The sequence below is a fragment of the Arthrobacter sp. CJ23 genome, assembly GCF_024741795.1.
Classification (GTDB): domain Bacteria; phylum Actinomycetota; class Actinomycetes; order Actinomycetales; family Micrococcaceae; genus Arthrobacter.
Genome location: NZ_CP102950.1, coordinates 2,722,298 through 2,738,224 on the forward strand (window position 1 = coordinate 2,722,298; position 15,927 = coordinate 2,738,224).

The window sequence follows — 15,927 nt, forward strand, 5'->3', positions numbered from 1 at the left end:
ACCGGTTATCCGGTGCGGCCTTTGTTTTTTTTGGCCCTGTCACTGCCGTTTGGCACAACCAGTGAGGAAGAACCTGCCATGACCGTCCTGCCAGTCACCATCTGGGGCGAACCTGTTCTGCACCGCCGGGCCAGCGAAGTTGAGGTCTTCGACGACGAACTGCGCACCCTGATCGCGGACATGTTTGAAACCAACGACGCCGCCAACGCCGTGGGCCTCGCAGCCCCGCAGGTCGGCGTCGGCAGGCGCATCTTCGTTTACAAGTACCCGAACGACGACGGCGTCCCCGAACAGGGCGTCCTGGTCAACCCCGTGCTGACCCTGTCCAAGGTCTCCGGCGCCCTTCCCGACCCCGACGAGGACGTTGAGGGCTGCCTGTCCTTCCCGGGCGAGCACTACCCTCTGCAGCGCGCCGAATGGGTCCGGGTGCAGGGTTTTGACGGCCACGGCAACCCCATTGATTTCGAGGCCACGGGCTGGTTCGCCCGCGTCATGCAGCACGAATACGACCACCTCGACGGCAAGCTGTACGTCAACCGCCTGGTGGACCGCTATGCGAAGAAGGCCATGAAGCAGGCCAAGAAGCAGGGCTGGGGCGTTCCAGGGCTGACCTGGATGCCTGGCGTCGATCCCGATCCCTTCGGACACGATCACTGACATGACTGCGGCCCGGCATTCCGAACTGTTCGCGCTCCTCGATATCACAGGCGAGGACGCAGCGCAGTGCGCTGCGCTCCTGGACTCCCCGGCCGGCCCGGGCGTGGTCCGTGCCATGGCGGCGCTCCGGGAGCGTCTTGGCACGTTCCCGTCCGGGTATGCCAAGGCTGAGGACACCACGGAGCTGGACTGGATCGAGGCCCTGCTCCGCTTCGCCCCGGAGCTCCTGGAATTCCATTCCACCCACGGCATCGCACCGGAACTGACCGCGGCTATCCTGGGCGACCTGGGCCTCCAGCTGCGCATCAACCGCCGCGTGCACGGCGACTTCGGCCTGGACACCTGGGGCTGGCTCACCCTGCACATGGCGGGAAACATGTTCAGGCTGGGCAGGCTCCAGTACCACCTGATCCGCGAGGTAGGCACAGAGGCCGGCAGCCTGGTCCCGGACGGGCAGTGGATCCTGGGCGTGCACATCCCGGAGGACAGCGGCTTGTCCCCCGCCCTGGTGGATGAAAGCCTCACGATGGCGAAAGAGTTCTTCGCCCGCTTCTTCCCGGAGAGGCCCGTTGCCGAGGCCACCTGCGATTCGTGGATGCTTGACCCCTACCTCGCCGCAAAGCTGCCGGAGAGCAACATCGCCTCCTTCGCGCGGCGCTTCACGGTGGGGCGCTGCACGGACGAGCCCACGGATGCCGTGTACTTCACCTTCCGGCAGCGCGGCCTGGACCGTCTGGACAAGCTCCCGCGTGAGACGTCCCTGCAGCGGGTAGTGCTGGAGCGGATCGACGACGGCGGGACCTGGCAGATCGGCCACGGCCGCCTCAGCCTTTAGCCGCCACGCCGCTACGACGCCCACCGTTGCGGCGGACTGCTCAAGCGGGGCGGATGGTCTGCTGCCCGGGGCAGGCGGAGAGTACCCGTTTCATGGCGTCCTTCTCGGCTTCGGTAACCCAGAGCCGGTAGGCCGCCTTGACGGAGATCTGGCGCGCCACATAGTGGCAGCGGATGTTCTTGTTGGCCGGCAGCCACGTTGCGGCGTCGCCGGCACCCTTCTTGCCGTTCTCTGGCCCATCGGCGGCCACCAGGTTCAGGGGATCGTTGGCCAGGCTCTGCCGCTGTGGTGCGGTCAGCTGCTGCGCGCCCTTCTGCCAGGCGTCTGCCAGGGCAACAACGTGGTCGATCTGGACCGCCGCACTGCTCTCGGCGCCGCGGCGGAACGCGATTTGCTGCCCGGTGTAGGGTTCCTGGAACCGGCCGGCGGCCACACGGCATTTTGAGCCTTCGGTGAAGGCGACGTCGGAGAGGTCGCGCCGGAGGATGTCGTTGCGGGTATCGCAGCCGTTGTGGTCCACGTCCAGCCAGGCCTGCCCGAATTCCGTACGTTCGTAGTTGTCCTTGGCGGCACGGCCCTTGACGGGGAGATTTTCCAAGGCCTCGGCCGCGGTCCCTGCCGGAACGGGCAAGACCGGGCGAACCGGATTCATCCATGCGGGATCATAGACCCGGACTTCGCTGGGTCCGGAGGCCAGTGGCCCGGCCGCCGCGAACTGGCCGCTGGTGAAGAACCAGGCAAGTCCGGCGGCTGCCCCCACGGCCAGTACGACGAGGAGAGCCCAGGCCTGGCGGGATTGGCGCCGCGCGCGCCGGTATGCGGTCCAGGTGGTACTCAAGGGGCTCCGTCCAATCGGGGAAATCGTTCCCTCTGAGCCTAGGTGAGGGCCCCGACAGTCAAAGCCGATATCCACAGTGTGTAGGAGAAGTCACACTGCAGTTGAGGCACCGCGCTCCGCGGTGCCTCTTCCTGCTGGTTATTGTTCCAGGGTCACTGTTCCTTCATGACCCGCTGGACGTCCTCGGCCGCGACCTCAAGGAGCCCTTTCAGCTGGGCCACGCGGGCCTCGCCCACGTCACCGGACGCGAGCCCGGCCACGGCCGCATCGTACAGACGCTTGGCTTCCTTGTGATTGGCGCGTGCCAAGTCGAGGGCGCGCTCGAGCGTGGTTTCGTGTTCCAGAGTCGTTTCGCTTTCCATGACTCCATTCTGGTCAGGTTTCCCGGCTGATTCCAGCAATTCAGCCGGGAAACCCCGGAGTCCTTTCGGACGGGCCGCTGGATCAGACGTCCCCTAGACGGAGACGGTCTCGCGCGCCGCAGCGGCGGGCGCGGAGGCGGCATCGCGTGCCGGGAACGACGGCGGGTTGACCCCGGCCATCTCTTCCATGACGCGGACCACCTGGCAGGAGTAGCCGAACTCGTTGTCGTACCAGACGTACAGCACGAGGTTCTTGTCGTTGGAGATCGTGGCCAGGCCGTCCACGATGCCCGCACGGCGCGAGCCCACGAAGTCGGTGGAGACGACGTCGGGCGAATCGATGTAGTCGATCTGCTTGCGGAGATCCGAGTGCAGCGACATTTCACGCAGGTAGTCGTTGACTTCGTCCCGCGTGGTGCCGTTCTCCAGGTTGAGGTTCAGGATGGCCATGGAGACGTCCGGGGTGGGGACGCGGATGGCGTTGCCGGTGAGCTTGCCCAGCAGCTCCGGCAGTGCCTTGGCGACGGCCTTGGCGGCGCCGGTTTCGGTGATGACCATGTTCAGGGCGGCGGAACGGCCGCGGCGGTCGCCCTTGTGGAAGTTGTCGATCAGGTTCTGGTCGTTGGTGAACGAGTGGACGGTCTCGACGTGGCCGTGGACCACACCGAACTTGTCGTTGATCGCCTTCAGGACCGGGGTGATGGCGTTGGTGGTGCAGGAGGCAGCCGTGACGATCTTGTCGGCATCGGTGATGTCGCCGTGGTTGATGCCGTGGACGATGTTCTTCAGTTCCCCCTTGCCCGGGGCGGTCAGCAGGACGCGGGCTACACCCTTGCTCTGCAGGTGCTGGGCAAGGCCGTCACCGTCGCGCCACCGGCCCGTGTTGTCCACCACCAGGGCGTCCTGGATGCCGAAGGCGGTGTAGTCGACCGTGGCGGGGTTGTCCGAGTAGATGACCTGGATCTGGACGCCGTTGGCCGTGATGGTGTTGGCTTCTTCATCCACGCGGATGGTGCCTTCGAAGGAGCCGTGGACGGAGTCGCGGCGCAGCAGGCTGGCACGCTTGGCGAGGTCGTTCTCGGCGCCCTTGCGGACGACGATGGCGCGCAGGCGCAGGCCGTGTCCGCCGCCGGCCTTTTCGATGAGGATGCGGGCCAGCAGGCGGCCGATGCGGCCGAAGCCGTACAGGACGACGTCGGTGCTGGTGCGGTCGTCCCCGCCGCGCTTGCCGACGACGTCGGCGAGTTCTGCGCGGAGGAATTCTTCCAGGGAGGTTCCGGCGCCTTCGGCCTTGAACTTCTCGGTCAGGCGGGCGATGTCGATTGCTGCGGCACCGAGCTCGAGTTCAGCCAGGGCGTTCAGCAGCGGTGCGGTTTCTTCGAGCAGGAGCTCGGTGTTGCTCATCCGGCGCGCGAAGCGGTGCGCCTTGAGGATGTTCATGGTCGACTTGTTGATCAGGCTACGGCCATGGATGCTCGTCACCACATTGTTTTCGCGGTACAGCCGGCCGATCACGGGGATCATGGCCTCGGCAAGAGCCTCCCGGCCCATCCACGTATCAAGACAAGAATCTGACGTCTGGCTCACAGAACTACCTTCCTTGGGTCAACCACATACGTCCTCGTATGCAGAAGTCGGCCGCGGGGATTGATCCTGCGGCGCGCGCGTCCGTTGGGCTTCGGTCTGCCCAGGGACACTTGAACGCGAGCAAAGAAAAACCGCCGGCTGCGAACGCAGACCCGGCGGCAGAACATCCACGTTCAGCTCCCATTCTACGGTGGCACCCTGCCAGGGGTGGCCGCCGTAGGGCGTGAAATCACTCACAGTGCTTGGGGTGGATGGGTTGACCGATACGCCGGGTTCTGTGCTCCCCTGCTGTTGCCGGCAGGGGAGTAGCGACCATCCATCTACGGGCGCCGTTGCCGACGCCCTCCAGCGGCCTACCCGGGCACTCGGGCGAGCAGCCCTCGAACGTGCCCTGTCTGGCCTTGCTCCGGGTGGGGTTTACCTAGCCTTCCCGGTCACCCGGGAAGCTGGTGGTCTCTTACACCACCGTTTCACCCTTACCTGGATCCCAAGGGACCCTGGCGGTCTGTTCTCTGTGGCACTGGCCTGCGGGTTACCCCGAGTGGGCGTTACCCACCACCCTGCTCTGCGGAGCCCGGACGTTCCTCGAGCCACTTGCGTGGCGCGCGGCCGCCTGGTCAACCCATCCGCCCTACAGTCTACCGGCGTCGGGGGCTGCTCCCGTCCGCCGGTAATATCGACAGGTGCTGATTCTGCTGCCGCCTTCCGAAGGCAAGACCCCCGCTGCCCACGGCCCCGCCGTCGAGTGGGAGTCCCTGAGCTTTCCCGCCCTGAACGCGTCCCGGGCGAAGGTGCTGGAGGCGCTGGGCACGGTCAGCGCGCACGAGGATGCCCTGGCACTGCTGGGCGTCGGGGCCTCCCTGAAGGCCGACGTCGAGCGCAACACCCGCCTGCATGCCGAGCCAGCGGCCCCGGCCCACCAGGTGTATTCCGGGGTCCTCTACGATGCCCTTGGTTTCAACAGCCTCACGGCAACGCAGCGGCGCAAGGCGAGCGAATCGGTCCTGGTGGTCTCGGCGCTGTGGGGCGCCATCGGCTTCGGCGACCACGTGCCCGCCTACCGTCTGTCCATGGGGACCGCACTGCCCGACGTCGGGCGCCTTGCCTCGTTCTGGAAGCCGCAGCTCAGCGCGGCCCTCGCCGAACGGACGGAGGGCGAGCTCCTGGTGGACTGCCGCTCCAGCACCTATGCGGCGGCGTGGACTCCCCCGGCCGCACAGACCGTGGCCGTCAACGTGTTCACGGAGGCCAACGGCAAGCGCACGGTGGTCAGCCACTTCGCCAAGCACACCCGCGGCGAGTTCGCCCGGCACCTGCTGACGCGGCGCGGCAGGGCGCCGGCCACCCCGCAGCAACTGCTGAAGGCTGCAGGCGAGGCGTGGACTGCGGAGCTTGTGGAGGGGACAGCGCGCAAGGCGCACGCCCTCAACATCATCCTGCCGGGCTAGCCCCCCGGCTGGGTGCCTAGTTCCACTCGGCGGAGCGAACCAGGATGCAGCCGGAGTCCGGGCAGAAGACGATGTCGTCTTCCGCGGCGGCCTTGACCTCGGCGAGGTCGCCGGGGCTCAGCATCATGCCGGACCCCTCCGACTTGCCGTGGAAGAGCCGTGCTGCGCCTACGCCGCGCTTGGCGATGGTCTTTTCGTAGACGGCCAGCATTCCGGCGTCGAGGCCTTCTGCGAAGGCTGCCCGCTGGGTCCGGACCTCGGCCTCTTCCGCGGCGATGACGGCGATGGCGGCGTCGAGTTCGGCGCGGATGCTGCCGAACGCGCCCTGGATATCGTCCACGATCAGCTGCTGGGCCGCCTGGCGGTCCCGCAGCCCCTCGAGGCGCTCCATGATTTCCAGCTCGACGTCTTCAAGGTCGGAGCGGCGCTTGTTGAGGGAGGCAATGTCGCTTTGCAGGGCCATCAGGTCCTTGGACAGTCCCGTGCCGCTGTTCAGCCTGGCTTCGTCGCGTTCAATGCGGGAAACCACCTGCTCCACGTCCGCTTCGGAGCGGCGCAGTTCGGCCTCGGCGTCGTGGACGGCCACCTTCGCGGCGCCCAGTTCCCCGTTGGCCACGGAGAGGGCGTCCTGCAGGTCGGTGATGCGCGGGTCCTGTTCAAGGACGCGGCGGCGGCCGGCCAAGGACTTGAGCTTGGCATCCAGCCCCTGCAGCTCAAGCAATTTCAACTGTTCCGCCGGTGCTGCCTTGGCCACGCTTACCTCCGCTTGGTTGTGCCGGGACTGTGTCTCAGGCCCGGCCGGGCTCCTCAGCCCGCGTCCATCTAGACTCTAGCGCCTAGCGTGCTCCCCTGCCTCGCTACGCCAGGCTTAGCCGGGAGTCAGAATGAAGTCCCAAGGATCGCTGTTGGTGGTGCTGACGCGGATCTCCACCTCGTGGCCCTGGTCCGCCAGCACATTCCCGAGCGCTTCGGCCGCAGCAGGCAGCCACAGCCATTCGCTGGCCCAGTGCGAGACGTCGATCAGGTACGGGCGCCCGTTCACCGCGCCTTCGCGGGCCTCCGACGCCGGGTGGTGGCGCATGTCGGCCGTCACGTAGACGTCCGCCTGGCTGGCCCGGACGGCGTCGAACAGGCTGTCGCCGGCCCCGCCACAGACAGCGACGCGGCGCACCAGCCCGTCCTTGTCCCCGGCCACGCGCACGCCTCCGGCCACCGCTGGCAGCATTTCGAACACGCGGGCGGCAAAGTCGCCCAGGGTCATCAGCTCGGGGAGCTCGCCGACACGCCCGATGCCTTCCTCCGGAAGGCCATTGCTGGCAGGCGTGAGCGGTGCGACGTTTTCCAGTCCCATCGCATCCGCCAGGACATCGGAAACACCCCCGACGGCGGAGTCACCGTTGGTGTGGACGGTCAGCAGGCCCGTCCCGGCTTCGATGAGCCGGTGCACGGCCAGACCCTTGGCCGAGGTGGCGGCCACCGAGTTGACGCCCTTGAGCAGCAAGGGGTGGTGCGTGATGAGCAACCCGGCACCCCATTCAATGGCCTCGTCGATCACTTCCAGCGTGGGGTCCACGGCGAACAGGACCTTGGTGATGGAGGCTGTGGGCCGGCCCACCACCAGGCCCACCTCGTCCCAGTCCTCGGCGAGTGATTCGGGCCAGAGCTCTTCTACTGCCAGGAGGACCTGGCCCAGCGTGGGGGTCTCGGGGAGTTCACCGGTACCGGCCTCTTCGCCGGAGTCCGCGTCGGGGAGTGCGGTGCTTACTGCTTCCATACCCTTATTCTTACCCCATGCGGCACGCGCGGGGCTCCCGGCAGTGTCCGGACAACGTCACGGTCCCGTAAGGTATCCCGGGAATCATCCGGCGCCCCGATCCATTGAAGAGGTCATGAGAACTTTTGTACTTGGCGGAGGCTGCTTCTGGTGCCTGGACGCCGTCTACCAGAAAACCCGGGGCGTCAGCGCGGTGGTGTCCGGCTACACGGGCGGCCACGTCCGCAACCCGGACTACTACGAGGTCTGCTCGGGCACCACGGGCCATGCTGAAGTCGTGGCCGTGACATTCGACGAAACCGTGGTTCCCGAGGAGGTCATCCTGGACATGTTCTTCGTCCTCCATGACCCCACCACGCTCAACCGGCAGGGATACGACGTCGGCACCCAGTACCGTTCGTCGATGTTCTATACGACCACGGAAGAGAAGATCCTTTTCGAGGAAGCGATCGAGCGCGCGCAGGCTCTGTGGTCCCATCCGATTGTGACCGAGGTCAGCCGGCTGCCCGATTTCTTTGAGGCCGAAGAAGTCCATCAAAACTTCTACGCCAAGTTCCCGGCGCAGGGCTACTGCCAGGTGATCATCAACCCCAAGCTCGCCAAGGCCCGGAAATATTACTCTGCATGGCTTACCGCTTAGCCCGGGTGACCGGCGCTCGTTAGGCTGACCTCAGCATTTCCCTACTTCAGAGATAGGCATACATTCATGGCAAGGATCTACGACGACGTCACCCAGCTGGTCGGCCGCACCCCTCTGGTCCGCTTGAACCGGCTCACGGAAGGCCTCGACGCGACCGTCGCAGTGAAGCTTGAGTTCTACAACCCGGCCAACAGCGTCAAGGACCGCATCGGTGTGTCCATCGTTGACGCCGCCGAGAAGGCCGGAGCCCTGAAGCCGGGCGGCACTATCGTGGAGGGCACGTCCGGCAACACGGGCATCGCCCTGGCACTGGTGGGCGCAGCCCGCGGCTACAAGGTCATCCTGACCATGCCTGAAACCATGTCCACCGAGCGCCGCGTCATGCTGCGTGCCTACGGTGCAGAGATCGTCCTGACCCCCGGCTCCGAAGGCATGCGCGGTGCCGTGGAAAAGGCCCAGGAAATCGTTGCCACCACGGAAAACGCCATCTGGGCCCAGCAGTTCGCCAACCCGGCCAACCCTGAGATCCACCGCACCACCACCGCCGAGGAAATCTGGGCCGACACCGACGGCGCCGTGGACATCTTCGTGGGCGGCATCGGCACCGGCGGCACCGTGACCGGCGTAGGCCAGGTCCTCAAGGAGCGCAAGCCCGAGGTCCAGGTTGTCGCCATCGAACCGAAGGACTCCGCCATCCTGAACGGCGGCGCCCCGGGCCCCCACAAGATCCAGGGCATCGGCGCCAACTTCATCCCCGAGGTGCTGGACACCAACGTCTACGACGAGGTCCTGGACGCCACCTTGGAGGACTCCGTAGCCACCGCCCGCGCACTGGGCGCCAAGGAAGGCATCCTGGGCGGCATCTCCGCCGGTGCAGCCGTGTGGGGCGCCCTGGAGCTGGCCAAGCGTCCTGAGAACAAGGGCAAGCTGATCGTCGCGATCGTCCCGGACTTCGGAGAGCGTTACATCTCCACGGTCCTGTTTGACGACATCCGCGGCTGATTCTTCGCCCGCACGCCTTCATTTTCCTGTAGAAAGGTCTTTGTGAGCTTCGTCGCAAGACTTAAGGAAGACCTCGACGCCGCCCGGTCTCACGACCCGGCGGCTCGAGGCTCTTTTGAGAACTTTTTCGCGTACTCCGGACTCCACGCCATCTGGATCCACCGGCTGACGCATAAACTCTGGCAGTCCCCCGGGCTGCGCTTTCCGGCGCGCCTGATTTCCCAGCTGGGACGTTTCCTGACCGGCATCGAGATCCACCCCGGCGCCACCATCGGGCGCAGGTTCTTCATTGACCACGGCATGGGCGTGGTCATCGGCGAAACAGCGGAGATCGGCGAAGACGTCATGATCTACCACGGCGTGACGCTCGGCGGCCGCTCCCTGGCCAAGGTCAAACGCCACCCCACCATCGGTGACCGCGTGACCATCGGTGCCGGGGCGAAGGTCCTGGGCCCCATCACGATCGGTGCGGACAGCGCCATCGGCGCCAATGCCGTCGTCGTGAAGGACGCCCCGCCGGAATCGATCATCACCGGCGTTCCGGCCACCTGGCGGCACCGGGACGCGAAGTCGGAGACCAAGCCCGCGGTGGACCCGGCCGAGTACTACATCGAATACCGGATCTAGCCGGCCAAACGCTTGTAGGAATTCCAGAACAGGGCGTCAAAAGCCCTGTCCGGAAGTACCTTCCGCAACGCCAGGATGGTCCAGGCGCCCCTGCCCACCGGGTAGCGGGTCCTGGGCCATCTGGCCGTGGCCGCATGGACTATTGCTTTCGCGACCGTCCCCGGAGGCGTGGACAGCCCGCTCCCGGAGGTCGACGCCAGTGCCGCTGCCACAATCCGCGCCTGTTCCTGGTACGGGCCCGCGCCGGAGACTGCCAGCAGGCCCTCGCCCGCGATGGCGCCCCATTCGGTGTCCGTGCCGGCCGGTTCAATGATCGCCACAGCGATGCCATGCTGTTTCAGCTCCAGGCGCAGCGAATCGCTAAGGCCTTCCACCGCAAACTTGGTGCCGTGATACCAGGCGCCGAGCGGCTCGTAGATCTTGCCGCCGATCGAGGACACATTGATGATCCGCCCGGATCCCGCCGCCCGCATGCCCGGAATCACCAGCTGCGCCATCCTGGCCAGGCCGAACACATTGACTTCGAACTGCCGCCGGCCTTCATCGAGCGCCACTTCCTCCAGCGAACCGTAGGAGCCATAGCCGGCGTTGTTCACCAGCACGTCGAAGCGCCCGTGCTGGTGCAGGACAGTCTCCACAGCCGCCACCATGGACTCGTCGTCGGTGACATCCAGCGGCAGCACCGTGATGCCGTGGGCCCTGAGCGGCTCCATCTTCTCCACCCGCCGCGCACCCGCATAGACCGCCAGGCCCGCAGCGTTCAGCTTGATGGCGGCCTCGAAGCCGATCCCGGTGGAGGCTCCGGTGACAAATGCGACTCGTTGCGGCATGGCGGGTCCTTGCTCCAGGGCCACGGGTGGCTGCGGTCCCGGCACGTCAAAGGCCGGTACCTCCCAGCGTAACGGGGAAGCACCGGCCTTTGTCAGGAACCGAGCGGGGCACCTTTCAGGAACCGAGTGGGCAGGGACCCTGCCCCAATCCCTAGTGGGTGTCGACTGCTTCGACCTCGGACTTGTCTTCGCTCCACAGGGTGTGGAAGGTGCCCTCGGCGTCAACACGGCCGTAGGTGTGTGCACCGAAGAGGTCGCGCTGGCCCTGGATCACGGCGGCGGCAAGGCGCTTGCGGCGCAGGCCGTCGTAGTAGGCCAGGGAGGAGGAGAACACGGGAACCGGGATGCCCAGCTGGACGGCCGTGGCAACCACGCGGCGCCATGCCGGCAGGACGTCGGCAATGGCCTTGGTGAAAGCCGGGGCGAACAGCAGGTTGGCCGGCTTTTCCTCGGCCGCGTAGGCGTTGGTGATTTCCTTGAGCAGCTCAGCACGGATGATGCAGCCCCCGCGCCACAGCGAGGCGATCTCGTCCAGCTTCAGGTCCCAGCCGTATTCCTTGGCGGCAGAGGTGAGCATGTCCAGGCCCTGGGCGTAGGAGACCAGCTTGGAGGCGTAGAGCGCCTGGCGGACGTCCTCGACGAAGTTGGCGGGGATCTCGACGGCGATTTCCTCGCCGGCCAGGACTTCCTGGGCGATCTTGCGCTGCTCGGCCTGGGAAGACAGTGCCCGGGCGAAGACCGATTCGGCAATGCCGGACACCGGGGAACCGAGCTCGAGGGCGGAGATGACTGTCCAGCGGCCGGTGCCCTTCTGGCCTGCGGCGTCGACGATCACGTCAACGAACGGCTTGCCGGTCTTGGCGTCAACGTGACCCAGGACCTCGGCGGAGATTTCGATGAGGAAGGAGGACAGCTCGCCCGTGTTCCATTCGGCGAAGATCTTGGACTGCTCGGCCGGCTCGATGCCCGCGCCGGAGCGGAGGAGATCGAAGGCTTCGCCGATGACCTGCATGTCGGCGTATTCGATGCCGTTGTGGACCATCTTGACGAAGTGTCCGGCGCCGTCGGTGCCGATCCAGGCGCAGCAGGGCTTGCCGTCGACGTGTGCGGAGATCTTCTCCAGCAACGGGCCGAGAGCGTCGTAGGACTCCTTGGAGCCGCCGGGCATGATGGACGGGCCGTTCAGGGCACCTTCCTCGCCACCGGAGACGCCGATGCCCACGAAGTGCAGGTCCTTGGCAGCCAGGGCGGCTTCGCGGCGGCGGGTGTCCTCGTAGTGCGAGTTGCCGGCGTCGATGACGATGTCGCCCGGCTCCAGCAGCGGCGTCAGCTGCTCGATGACGGCGTCCACGGGAGCGCCTGCCTTGACCATGATGAGGACGCGGCGGGGCTTCTCCAGGGAGTCAACCAGTTCCTGCAGTGTTTCCGTGCGGACGAAGTCGCCGTCAGTGCCATGCTTTTCCAGCAGGGCGTCGGTCTTTTCGACGGAGCGGTTGTGGAGAGCCACGGTGAATCCGTTGCGTGCAAGGTTGCGGGCCAGGTTGGCGCCCATCACCGCAAGGCCGGTGACACCGATGTGTGCTGACATCAAAACTCCAATTCGATCGTGTGCAAACGGTCCTGCGCCGGGCACAGGAAACGTTTTCTAAACCAAAGGCTGAATAAACCATACGTATTAAAAGCTGTTGCGGGAAAGTCCTGCCCACGTTTTGGAACAGGCCACGTCACAAACCAGTCTATGATGCCGCGCACAGGAAGCCACCGCACGGGGATGTCCGTGGAACTCCGGAACGGCCGCTCGCTACTATGCTTACGGTTATGTCAACCAGCCTTCACCACCGCGCCGTTGAGAATCTGGGCACCCGCATTGTCGCCGGAACCCTCCCCACGGGCCACGTGATGCTGGCCGAGCATCTGGAAGATGAACTCAAGGTATCCCGCTCTGTGATCCGCGAGGCCGTGCGCGTCCTGCAGTCGCTCGGCCTGGTGGAAACCATCAAGCGCGTGGGAATCCGGGTCCTGCCGGCCCACCGCTGGAACCCCTTCGATCCCCTCGTGATCCGCTGGCGCCTGGCCGGCGAAGGCCGCGGCGCCCAGCTGCGCTCCCTCGCCGAACTCCGCTCCGCCGTCGAGCCTGTGGCAGCCGAACTGGCCGCTGCCAACGCCCCGGAGGCGCTCCGCAACGAACTCGTGGAGATCTCGCTGGCCATGCGCGATGCCGGGGAAGCCGGGGACGTTCCGCGCTTCCTCGAACTCGACATCCGTTTCCACGCACTGGTGCTGTCCGGCTCCGGCAATGAAATGTTCGCCAACCTGATCGGCCAGGTCACCGAGACCCTCACCGGCCGCACGCTCCACGGCCTGATGCCCGAACACCCCCAGAAGGATGCCCTGCAGTGGCACATGGACGTGGCCCACGCGATCGAGGCCGGCAACGGCGCCGAGGCCCGCGAGGCCTCCAGCAGGATCATGCGGGAGACCATCACGGACCTGGCGCCGAGCTGGCACGACCAGCCCAGGGTGTTCGTGCCGGTGGAGCGGCGTTAAGGCCGGAAGTCCAGCAGGACCTTGCCCGATTCTGCAGAGTTCCTGGCCACCTCAAAGGCCTCGATCCCGCGGTCCAGGGTAAATTCGTGCGTCACCACCGGATCGACGAAGAGCGAACCGTCGGCCAGTGCCGCGATGACCTCGTCGATCTCGTCGTTGAAGCGGAACGAGCCCAGCAGCTCCAGCTCGCGGGTGATGGCCAGCGAGATGAACACGGGCTGCGGGCCGGAGGGCAACAGGCCCACCATCACCACTTTTCCGCCGCGCACAGCGCCCTTGATGGCCGAGGCCAGGCCGAAGTGGCTGCCTGAGGACTCGATCACAATGTCGGCCTCGACGGCCGCGATGGCCTCGGCGTCGTCGCCCTTGAGGACCTCGTCGGCGCCCACGGCCCGTGCGATCTCAAGCGGCTTGTCATGCATGTCCACGGCCACGATCCGGGCGGCACCGGCCCGCTTGAGCACGGCAACGGCGAGCGCCCCGATGGGCCCGCTTCCGATGACCAGGGCGGTCTTGCCGGAGACGTCCCCGGCGCGGGCGACGGCGTGCCAGGCCACGCTTGCCGGCTCCACGAGGGCGGCCGTGCGCAGCGACAGTCCCGCCGGAAGGACGCGGAGCATCCGGGAGGGCAGTTTGGCGTAGCGGCTGAAGGCGCCGTCCGTGTGCGGGAAGCGCGCGGCGCTGCCCAGGTAGGTACAGCCGGGCGAGAGGTTGGGGCGGTCCTCCGGGTACTTGGCGTCACCGGGGGCGGGCGTGGCCGGGTGGACGGCGACGGCGGTTCCGGCGGCGGGGCCGCTGCCGTCCGCGGCCGACTGGACCACGGTGCCCACGATTTCGTGGCCCAGGACCATAGGGGCCTTGAGCACCGACTCGCCGGCGGCACCGTGCAGCCAGTAGTGCAGGTCCGAACCGCAGATCCCGCCGTAGGCGATCTCCACCACGGCTTGGTCCGGCGCGGGGGCGGTCAGGGCGACGTCCTCGATGCGGAGGTCCCCGGCGGCGTGCGCGACCACGGCAGGGGCTGAGGCGGGGAGCAGGAAGCCGGGCATCAGACCACCACCGTCATTCCGCCGTCGACGAAGATCGTCTGGCCGTTGACGAAGTTGGAGGCCTCGGACGCCAGCCAGACGGCCGGCCCGGCCAGGTCCTGGACGGTCCCCCAGCGGTGCGCGGGCGTGCGCCCGAGGATCCAGGAGTTGAAGTCGGCATCGTCGACGAGGTTCTGCGTCATTTCCGTGTGGATGTAACCCGGCGCGATGCCGTTGATCTGCAGTCCGGAGGCTGCCCATTCCGCCGTCATGGCGCGGGTGAGGTTGCGCAGCCCGCCCTTGGCCGCCACGTAGGGCGCGATGGTGGGGCGTGCGAGGTCCGTCTGGACCGAGCAGATGTTGATGATCTTGCCGCGGCCGCGCGGGATCATGTGCCGGGCGGCTTCGCGCCCCACGAGGAAGGCGCTGGTCAGGTCCGTGGTGATGACGCGTTCCCAGTCCTTGACGTCGAGGTCCAGCATGGGCACGCGGTGCTGGATGCCGGCATTGTTGACCAGGATGTCCAGCGGGCCCACGTTGTCCTCGACCCATGCGACGCCGCGGGCGGCTTCGGTGTCGCTGGTAACGTCGAAGGCGCAGCCGTGGATGCGGCCGGCCGGGTATTCGGCGGCCATGGCCGTCTCCGCGGCCTTGAGGCGCTCGGTGTTGATGCCGTTGAGCACCACTGTGGCACCGGCGTCGGCCAGGCCATGGGCCAGGGCGTTGCCGATTCCGCGGCTGGAGCCCGTAATGAGCGCAACGCGCCCGGTGAGATCGAAAAGTCCACTCATTGCTTGTTTTCCTTCTTGCTGACGTGGTTCCGGGAGTTTGCTTAGGAGTCGCTGAGGTTTGAGATGGCCTGCCGTACGACGGCGAGGTCCTGCTCGCCAAGGCCCTGCCGCTTGAGTTCGGCGTAGAGTCCGACGCCGGCCGCGGCCATGGGAACCGCGCTGCCGGCGGCCGCGGCGCTCTGGATGACGAATCCCAGGTCCTTGTGCATGAATTTGGCCGGGCCCGTGGGGGCATAGTCCTTGGCCGCGAGGCGGGGTCCCACGATGTCCAGGACACGGCTTCCGGCCAGCCCGCCGGCCAGGACCTCATAGAGGGCCCCGACGTCCATGCCGGAGCGTTCGGCGAGCTCGGCGGCCTCGGCGAGCGCCGCCGTCGTGGTCCCCACGATCAGCTGGTTGCAGGCCTTGGTGAGGGAACCGGAACCCAACGGCCCCATCCGGCGGACGGTGGTTCCCATGGTTTCGAACAGGGGCAGCAGCCGCTGGAATTCGTCCTCCGTGGCGCCGGCCATGATGGCCAGCGTCCCGGCCTGCGCCCCTGTGGTGCCTCCGCTGACCGGCGCATCGACGACAACGGCGTTCCCGCCGCTGGTCATGTGGACGGCGCGTCCGAAGTCCTGGACGGCGGTGGGAGAGACGCTACTCATGACGACGACGGCGGTTCCAGGGGCGGGCGGTTGCGCCCGCCAGGATTCCAGCAGCGGCGCCGCGGCTTCTTCGATGAAGGGCAGATCCGGGAGCATGAAGATGATGACCGGTTCATCCCGGAGCTCTGCAACGGCGGATGCACGGCCGACGCCGGGGAGGTCCCGGAAGGCGGCCTCCGAGCGGTTCCATGCCGTGACGGTCCACCCTGCCTGCGCAATGTTGGCGGCCATGGGCGATCCCATCAGTCCCAGCCCTACGAATCCGACGCTCTTGGCTGTCATATTCGGCGAACACCTCACTTCTTTGTGGTCTT

The 15,927-nt window shown here is 66.7% G+C and carries 17 protein-coding genes and 1 other RNA gene; 7 read left to right on the forward strand and 11 right to left on the reverse strand.

Translation table 11 applies throughout. The annotated features are described in order from the left end of the window. Positions 1–78: 78 nt before the first annotated feature. Together def and NVV90_RS12070 are read left to right on the forward strand one after the other, a co-directional pair. Entirely contained in the window at positions 79–657 is a 579-nt protein-coding gene (gene def, locus NVV90_RS12065; RefSeq protein ID WP_258437528.1) for a peptide deformylase, read from the forward strand. A gap of 1 nt (position 658) precedes the next feature. Next, complete coding sequence (locus NVV90_RS12070) at positions 659–1,492, forward strand: acyltransferase domain-containing protein (protein WP_258437529.1); 834 nt, start codon at positions 659–661, stop codon at positions 1,490–1,492. A 40-nt stretch (positions 1,493–1,532) separates the two neighbouring features. On the opposite strand, the gene NVV90_RS12075 is transcribed toward NVV90_RS12070, so the two are convergent. The 4 genes from NVV90_RS12075 to rnpB all read right to left on the reverse strand — a co-directional run bounded on the left by NVV90_RS12075 (position 1,533) and on the right by rnpB (position 4,904). Next, a complete protein-coding gene (locus tag NVV90_RS12075; RefSeq protein WP_258437530.1) occupies positions 1,533–2,330 on the reverse strand; it encodes an HNH endonuclease family protein in 798 nt (265 codons plus the stop codon). Positions 2,331–2,482: 152 nt separating this feature from the next. After that, the gene (locus tag NVV90_RS12080; protein ID WP_258437531.1) at positions 2,483–2,692 is read right to left on the reverse strand and encodes a hypothetical protein; all 210 of its coding nucleotides are present in this window, start codon (positions 2,690–2,692) and stop codon (positions 2,483–2,485) included. Positions 2,693–2,785: 93 nt separating this feature from the next. Continuing rightward, positions 2,786–4,243 carry a glyceraldehyde-3-phosphate dehydrogenase gene (locus NVV90_RS12085; RefSeq protein ID WP_258441159.1) on the reverse strand — a complete coding sequence of 486 codons (1,458 nt, stop codon included), beginning with the start codon at positions 4,241–4,243 and terminating at the stop codon, positions 2,786–2,788. Between the two features lie 284 nt (positions 4,244–4,527). Next, an RNA gene (gene rnpB / locus NVV90_RS12090) (RNase P RNA component class A) lies at positions 4,528–4,904 on the reverse strand. A 58-nt stretch (positions 4,905–4,962) separates the two neighbouring features. Here rnpB and NVV90_RS12095 point away from each other — a divergent pair. Beyond that, on the forward strand, positions 4,963–5,727 hold the full coding sequence (locus NVV90_RS12095) for a YaaA family protein (protein ID WP_258437532.1): 765 nt from the start codon (positions 4,963–4,965) through the stop codon (positions 5,725–5,727). Positions 5,728–5,743: 16 nt separating this feature from the next. Here NVV90_RS12095 and NVV90_RS12100 read toward each other — a convergent pair whose 3' ends face one another. Further along, the gene (locus NVV90_RS12100) at positions 5,744–6,481 is read right to left on the reverse strand and encodes a zinc ribbon domain-containing protein (protein ID WP_258437533.1); all 738 of its coding nucleotides are present in this window, start codon (positions 6,479–6,481) and stop codon (positions 5,744–5,746) included. Positions 6,482–6,595: 114 nt separating this feature from the next. Next, positions 6,596–7,501, reverse strand: coding sequence for a Nif3-like dinuclear metal center hexameric protein (locus NVV90_RS12105; RefSeq protein WP_258437534.1), 906 nt, complete (start codon positions 7,499–7,501; stop codon positions 6,596–6,598). Positions 7,502–7,616: 115 nt separating this feature from the next. Between NVV90_RS12105 and msrA the strand changes: the two genes are divergently transcribed. From msrA to epsC, 3 genes are all read left to right on the forward strand, one after another. After that, positions 7,617–8,141, forward strand: a complete 525-nt coding sequence (gene msrA, locus NVV90_RS12110) for a peptide-methionine (S)-S-oxide reductase MsrA (protein ID WP_258437535.1) — start codon at positions 7,617–7,619, stop codon at positions 8,139–8,141. 66 nt (positions 8,142–8,207) lie between these two features. Beyond that, positions 8,208–9,143 carry a cysteine synthase A gene (cysK, locus tag NVV90_RS12115; RefSeq protein ID WP_258437536.1) on the forward strand — a complete coding sequence of 312 codons (936 nt, stop codon included), beginning with the start codon at positions 8,208–8,210 and terminating at the stop codon, positions 9,141–9,143. A gap of 42 nt (positions 9,144–9,185) precedes the next feature. Beyond that, positions 9,186–9,770, forward strand: coding sequence for a serine O-acetyltransferase EpsC (gene epsC / locus NVV90_RS12120; protein ID WP_258437537.1), 585 nt, complete (start codon positions 9,186–9,188; stop codon positions 9,768–9,770). On the opposite strand, the gene NVV90_RS12125 is transcribed toward epsC, so the two are convergent. Beyond that, the gene (locus NVV90_RS12125; protein ID WP_258437538.1) at positions 9,767–10,600 is read right to left on the reverse strand and encodes an oxidoreductase; all 834 of its coding nucleotides are present in this window, start codon (positions 10,598–10,600) and stop codon (positions 9,767–9,769) included. The two genes, epsC and NVV90_RS12125, sit on opposite strands and share 4 nt — an antisense overlap. Before the next feature lie 151 nt (positions 10,601–10,751). Further along, positions 10,752–12,188 carry an NADP-dependent phosphogluconate dehydrogenase gene (gene gndA / locus NVV90_RS12130; protein WP_207617794.1) on the reverse strand — a complete coding sequence of 479 codons (1,437 nt, stop codon included), beginning with the start codon at positions 12,186–12,188 and terminating at the stop codon, positions 10,752–10,754. Between the two features lie 230 nt (positions 12,189–12,418). Here gndA and NVV90_RS12135 point away from each other — a divergent pair, with 230 nt between their 5' ends. Then, on the forward strand, positions 12,419–13,147 hold the full coding sequence (locus tag NVV90_RS12135; RefSeq protein ID WP_258437539.1) for a FadR/GntR family transcriptional regulator: 729 nt from the start codon (positions 12,419–12,421) through the stop codon (positions 13,145–13,147). On the opposite strand, the gene NVV90_RS12140 is transcribed toward NVV90_RS12135, so the two are convergent. The 3 genes from NVV90_RS12140 to NVV90_RS12150 are packed head-to-tail and all read right to left on the reverse strand — an operon-like array spanning position 13,144 to position 15,895. After that, positions 13,144–14,196, reverse strand: coding sequence for an L-idonate 5-dehydrogenase (locus tag NVV90_RS12140; RefSeq protein WP_258437540.1), 1,053 nt, complete (start codon positions 14,194–14,196; stop codon positions 13,144–13,146). The two genes, NVV90_RS12135 and NVV90_RS12140, sit on opposite strands and share 4 nt — an antisense overlap. Then, entirely contained in the window at positions 14,196–14,966 is a 771-nt protein-coding gene (locus NVV90_RS12145) for an SDR family oxidoreductase (RefSeq protein WP_258437541.1), read from the reverse strand. Before NVV90_RS12145 ends, NVV90_RS12140 begins: the two co-directional genes overlap by 1 nt. 41 nt (positions 14,967–15,007) lie before the next feature. Further along, a complete protein-coding gene (locus NVV90_RS12150) occupies positions 15,008–15,895 on the reverse strand; it encodes an NAD(P)-dependent oxidoreductase (RefSeq protein WP_258437542.1) in 888 nt (295 codons plus the stop codon). Positions 15,896–15,927 lie beyond the last annotated feature (32 nt).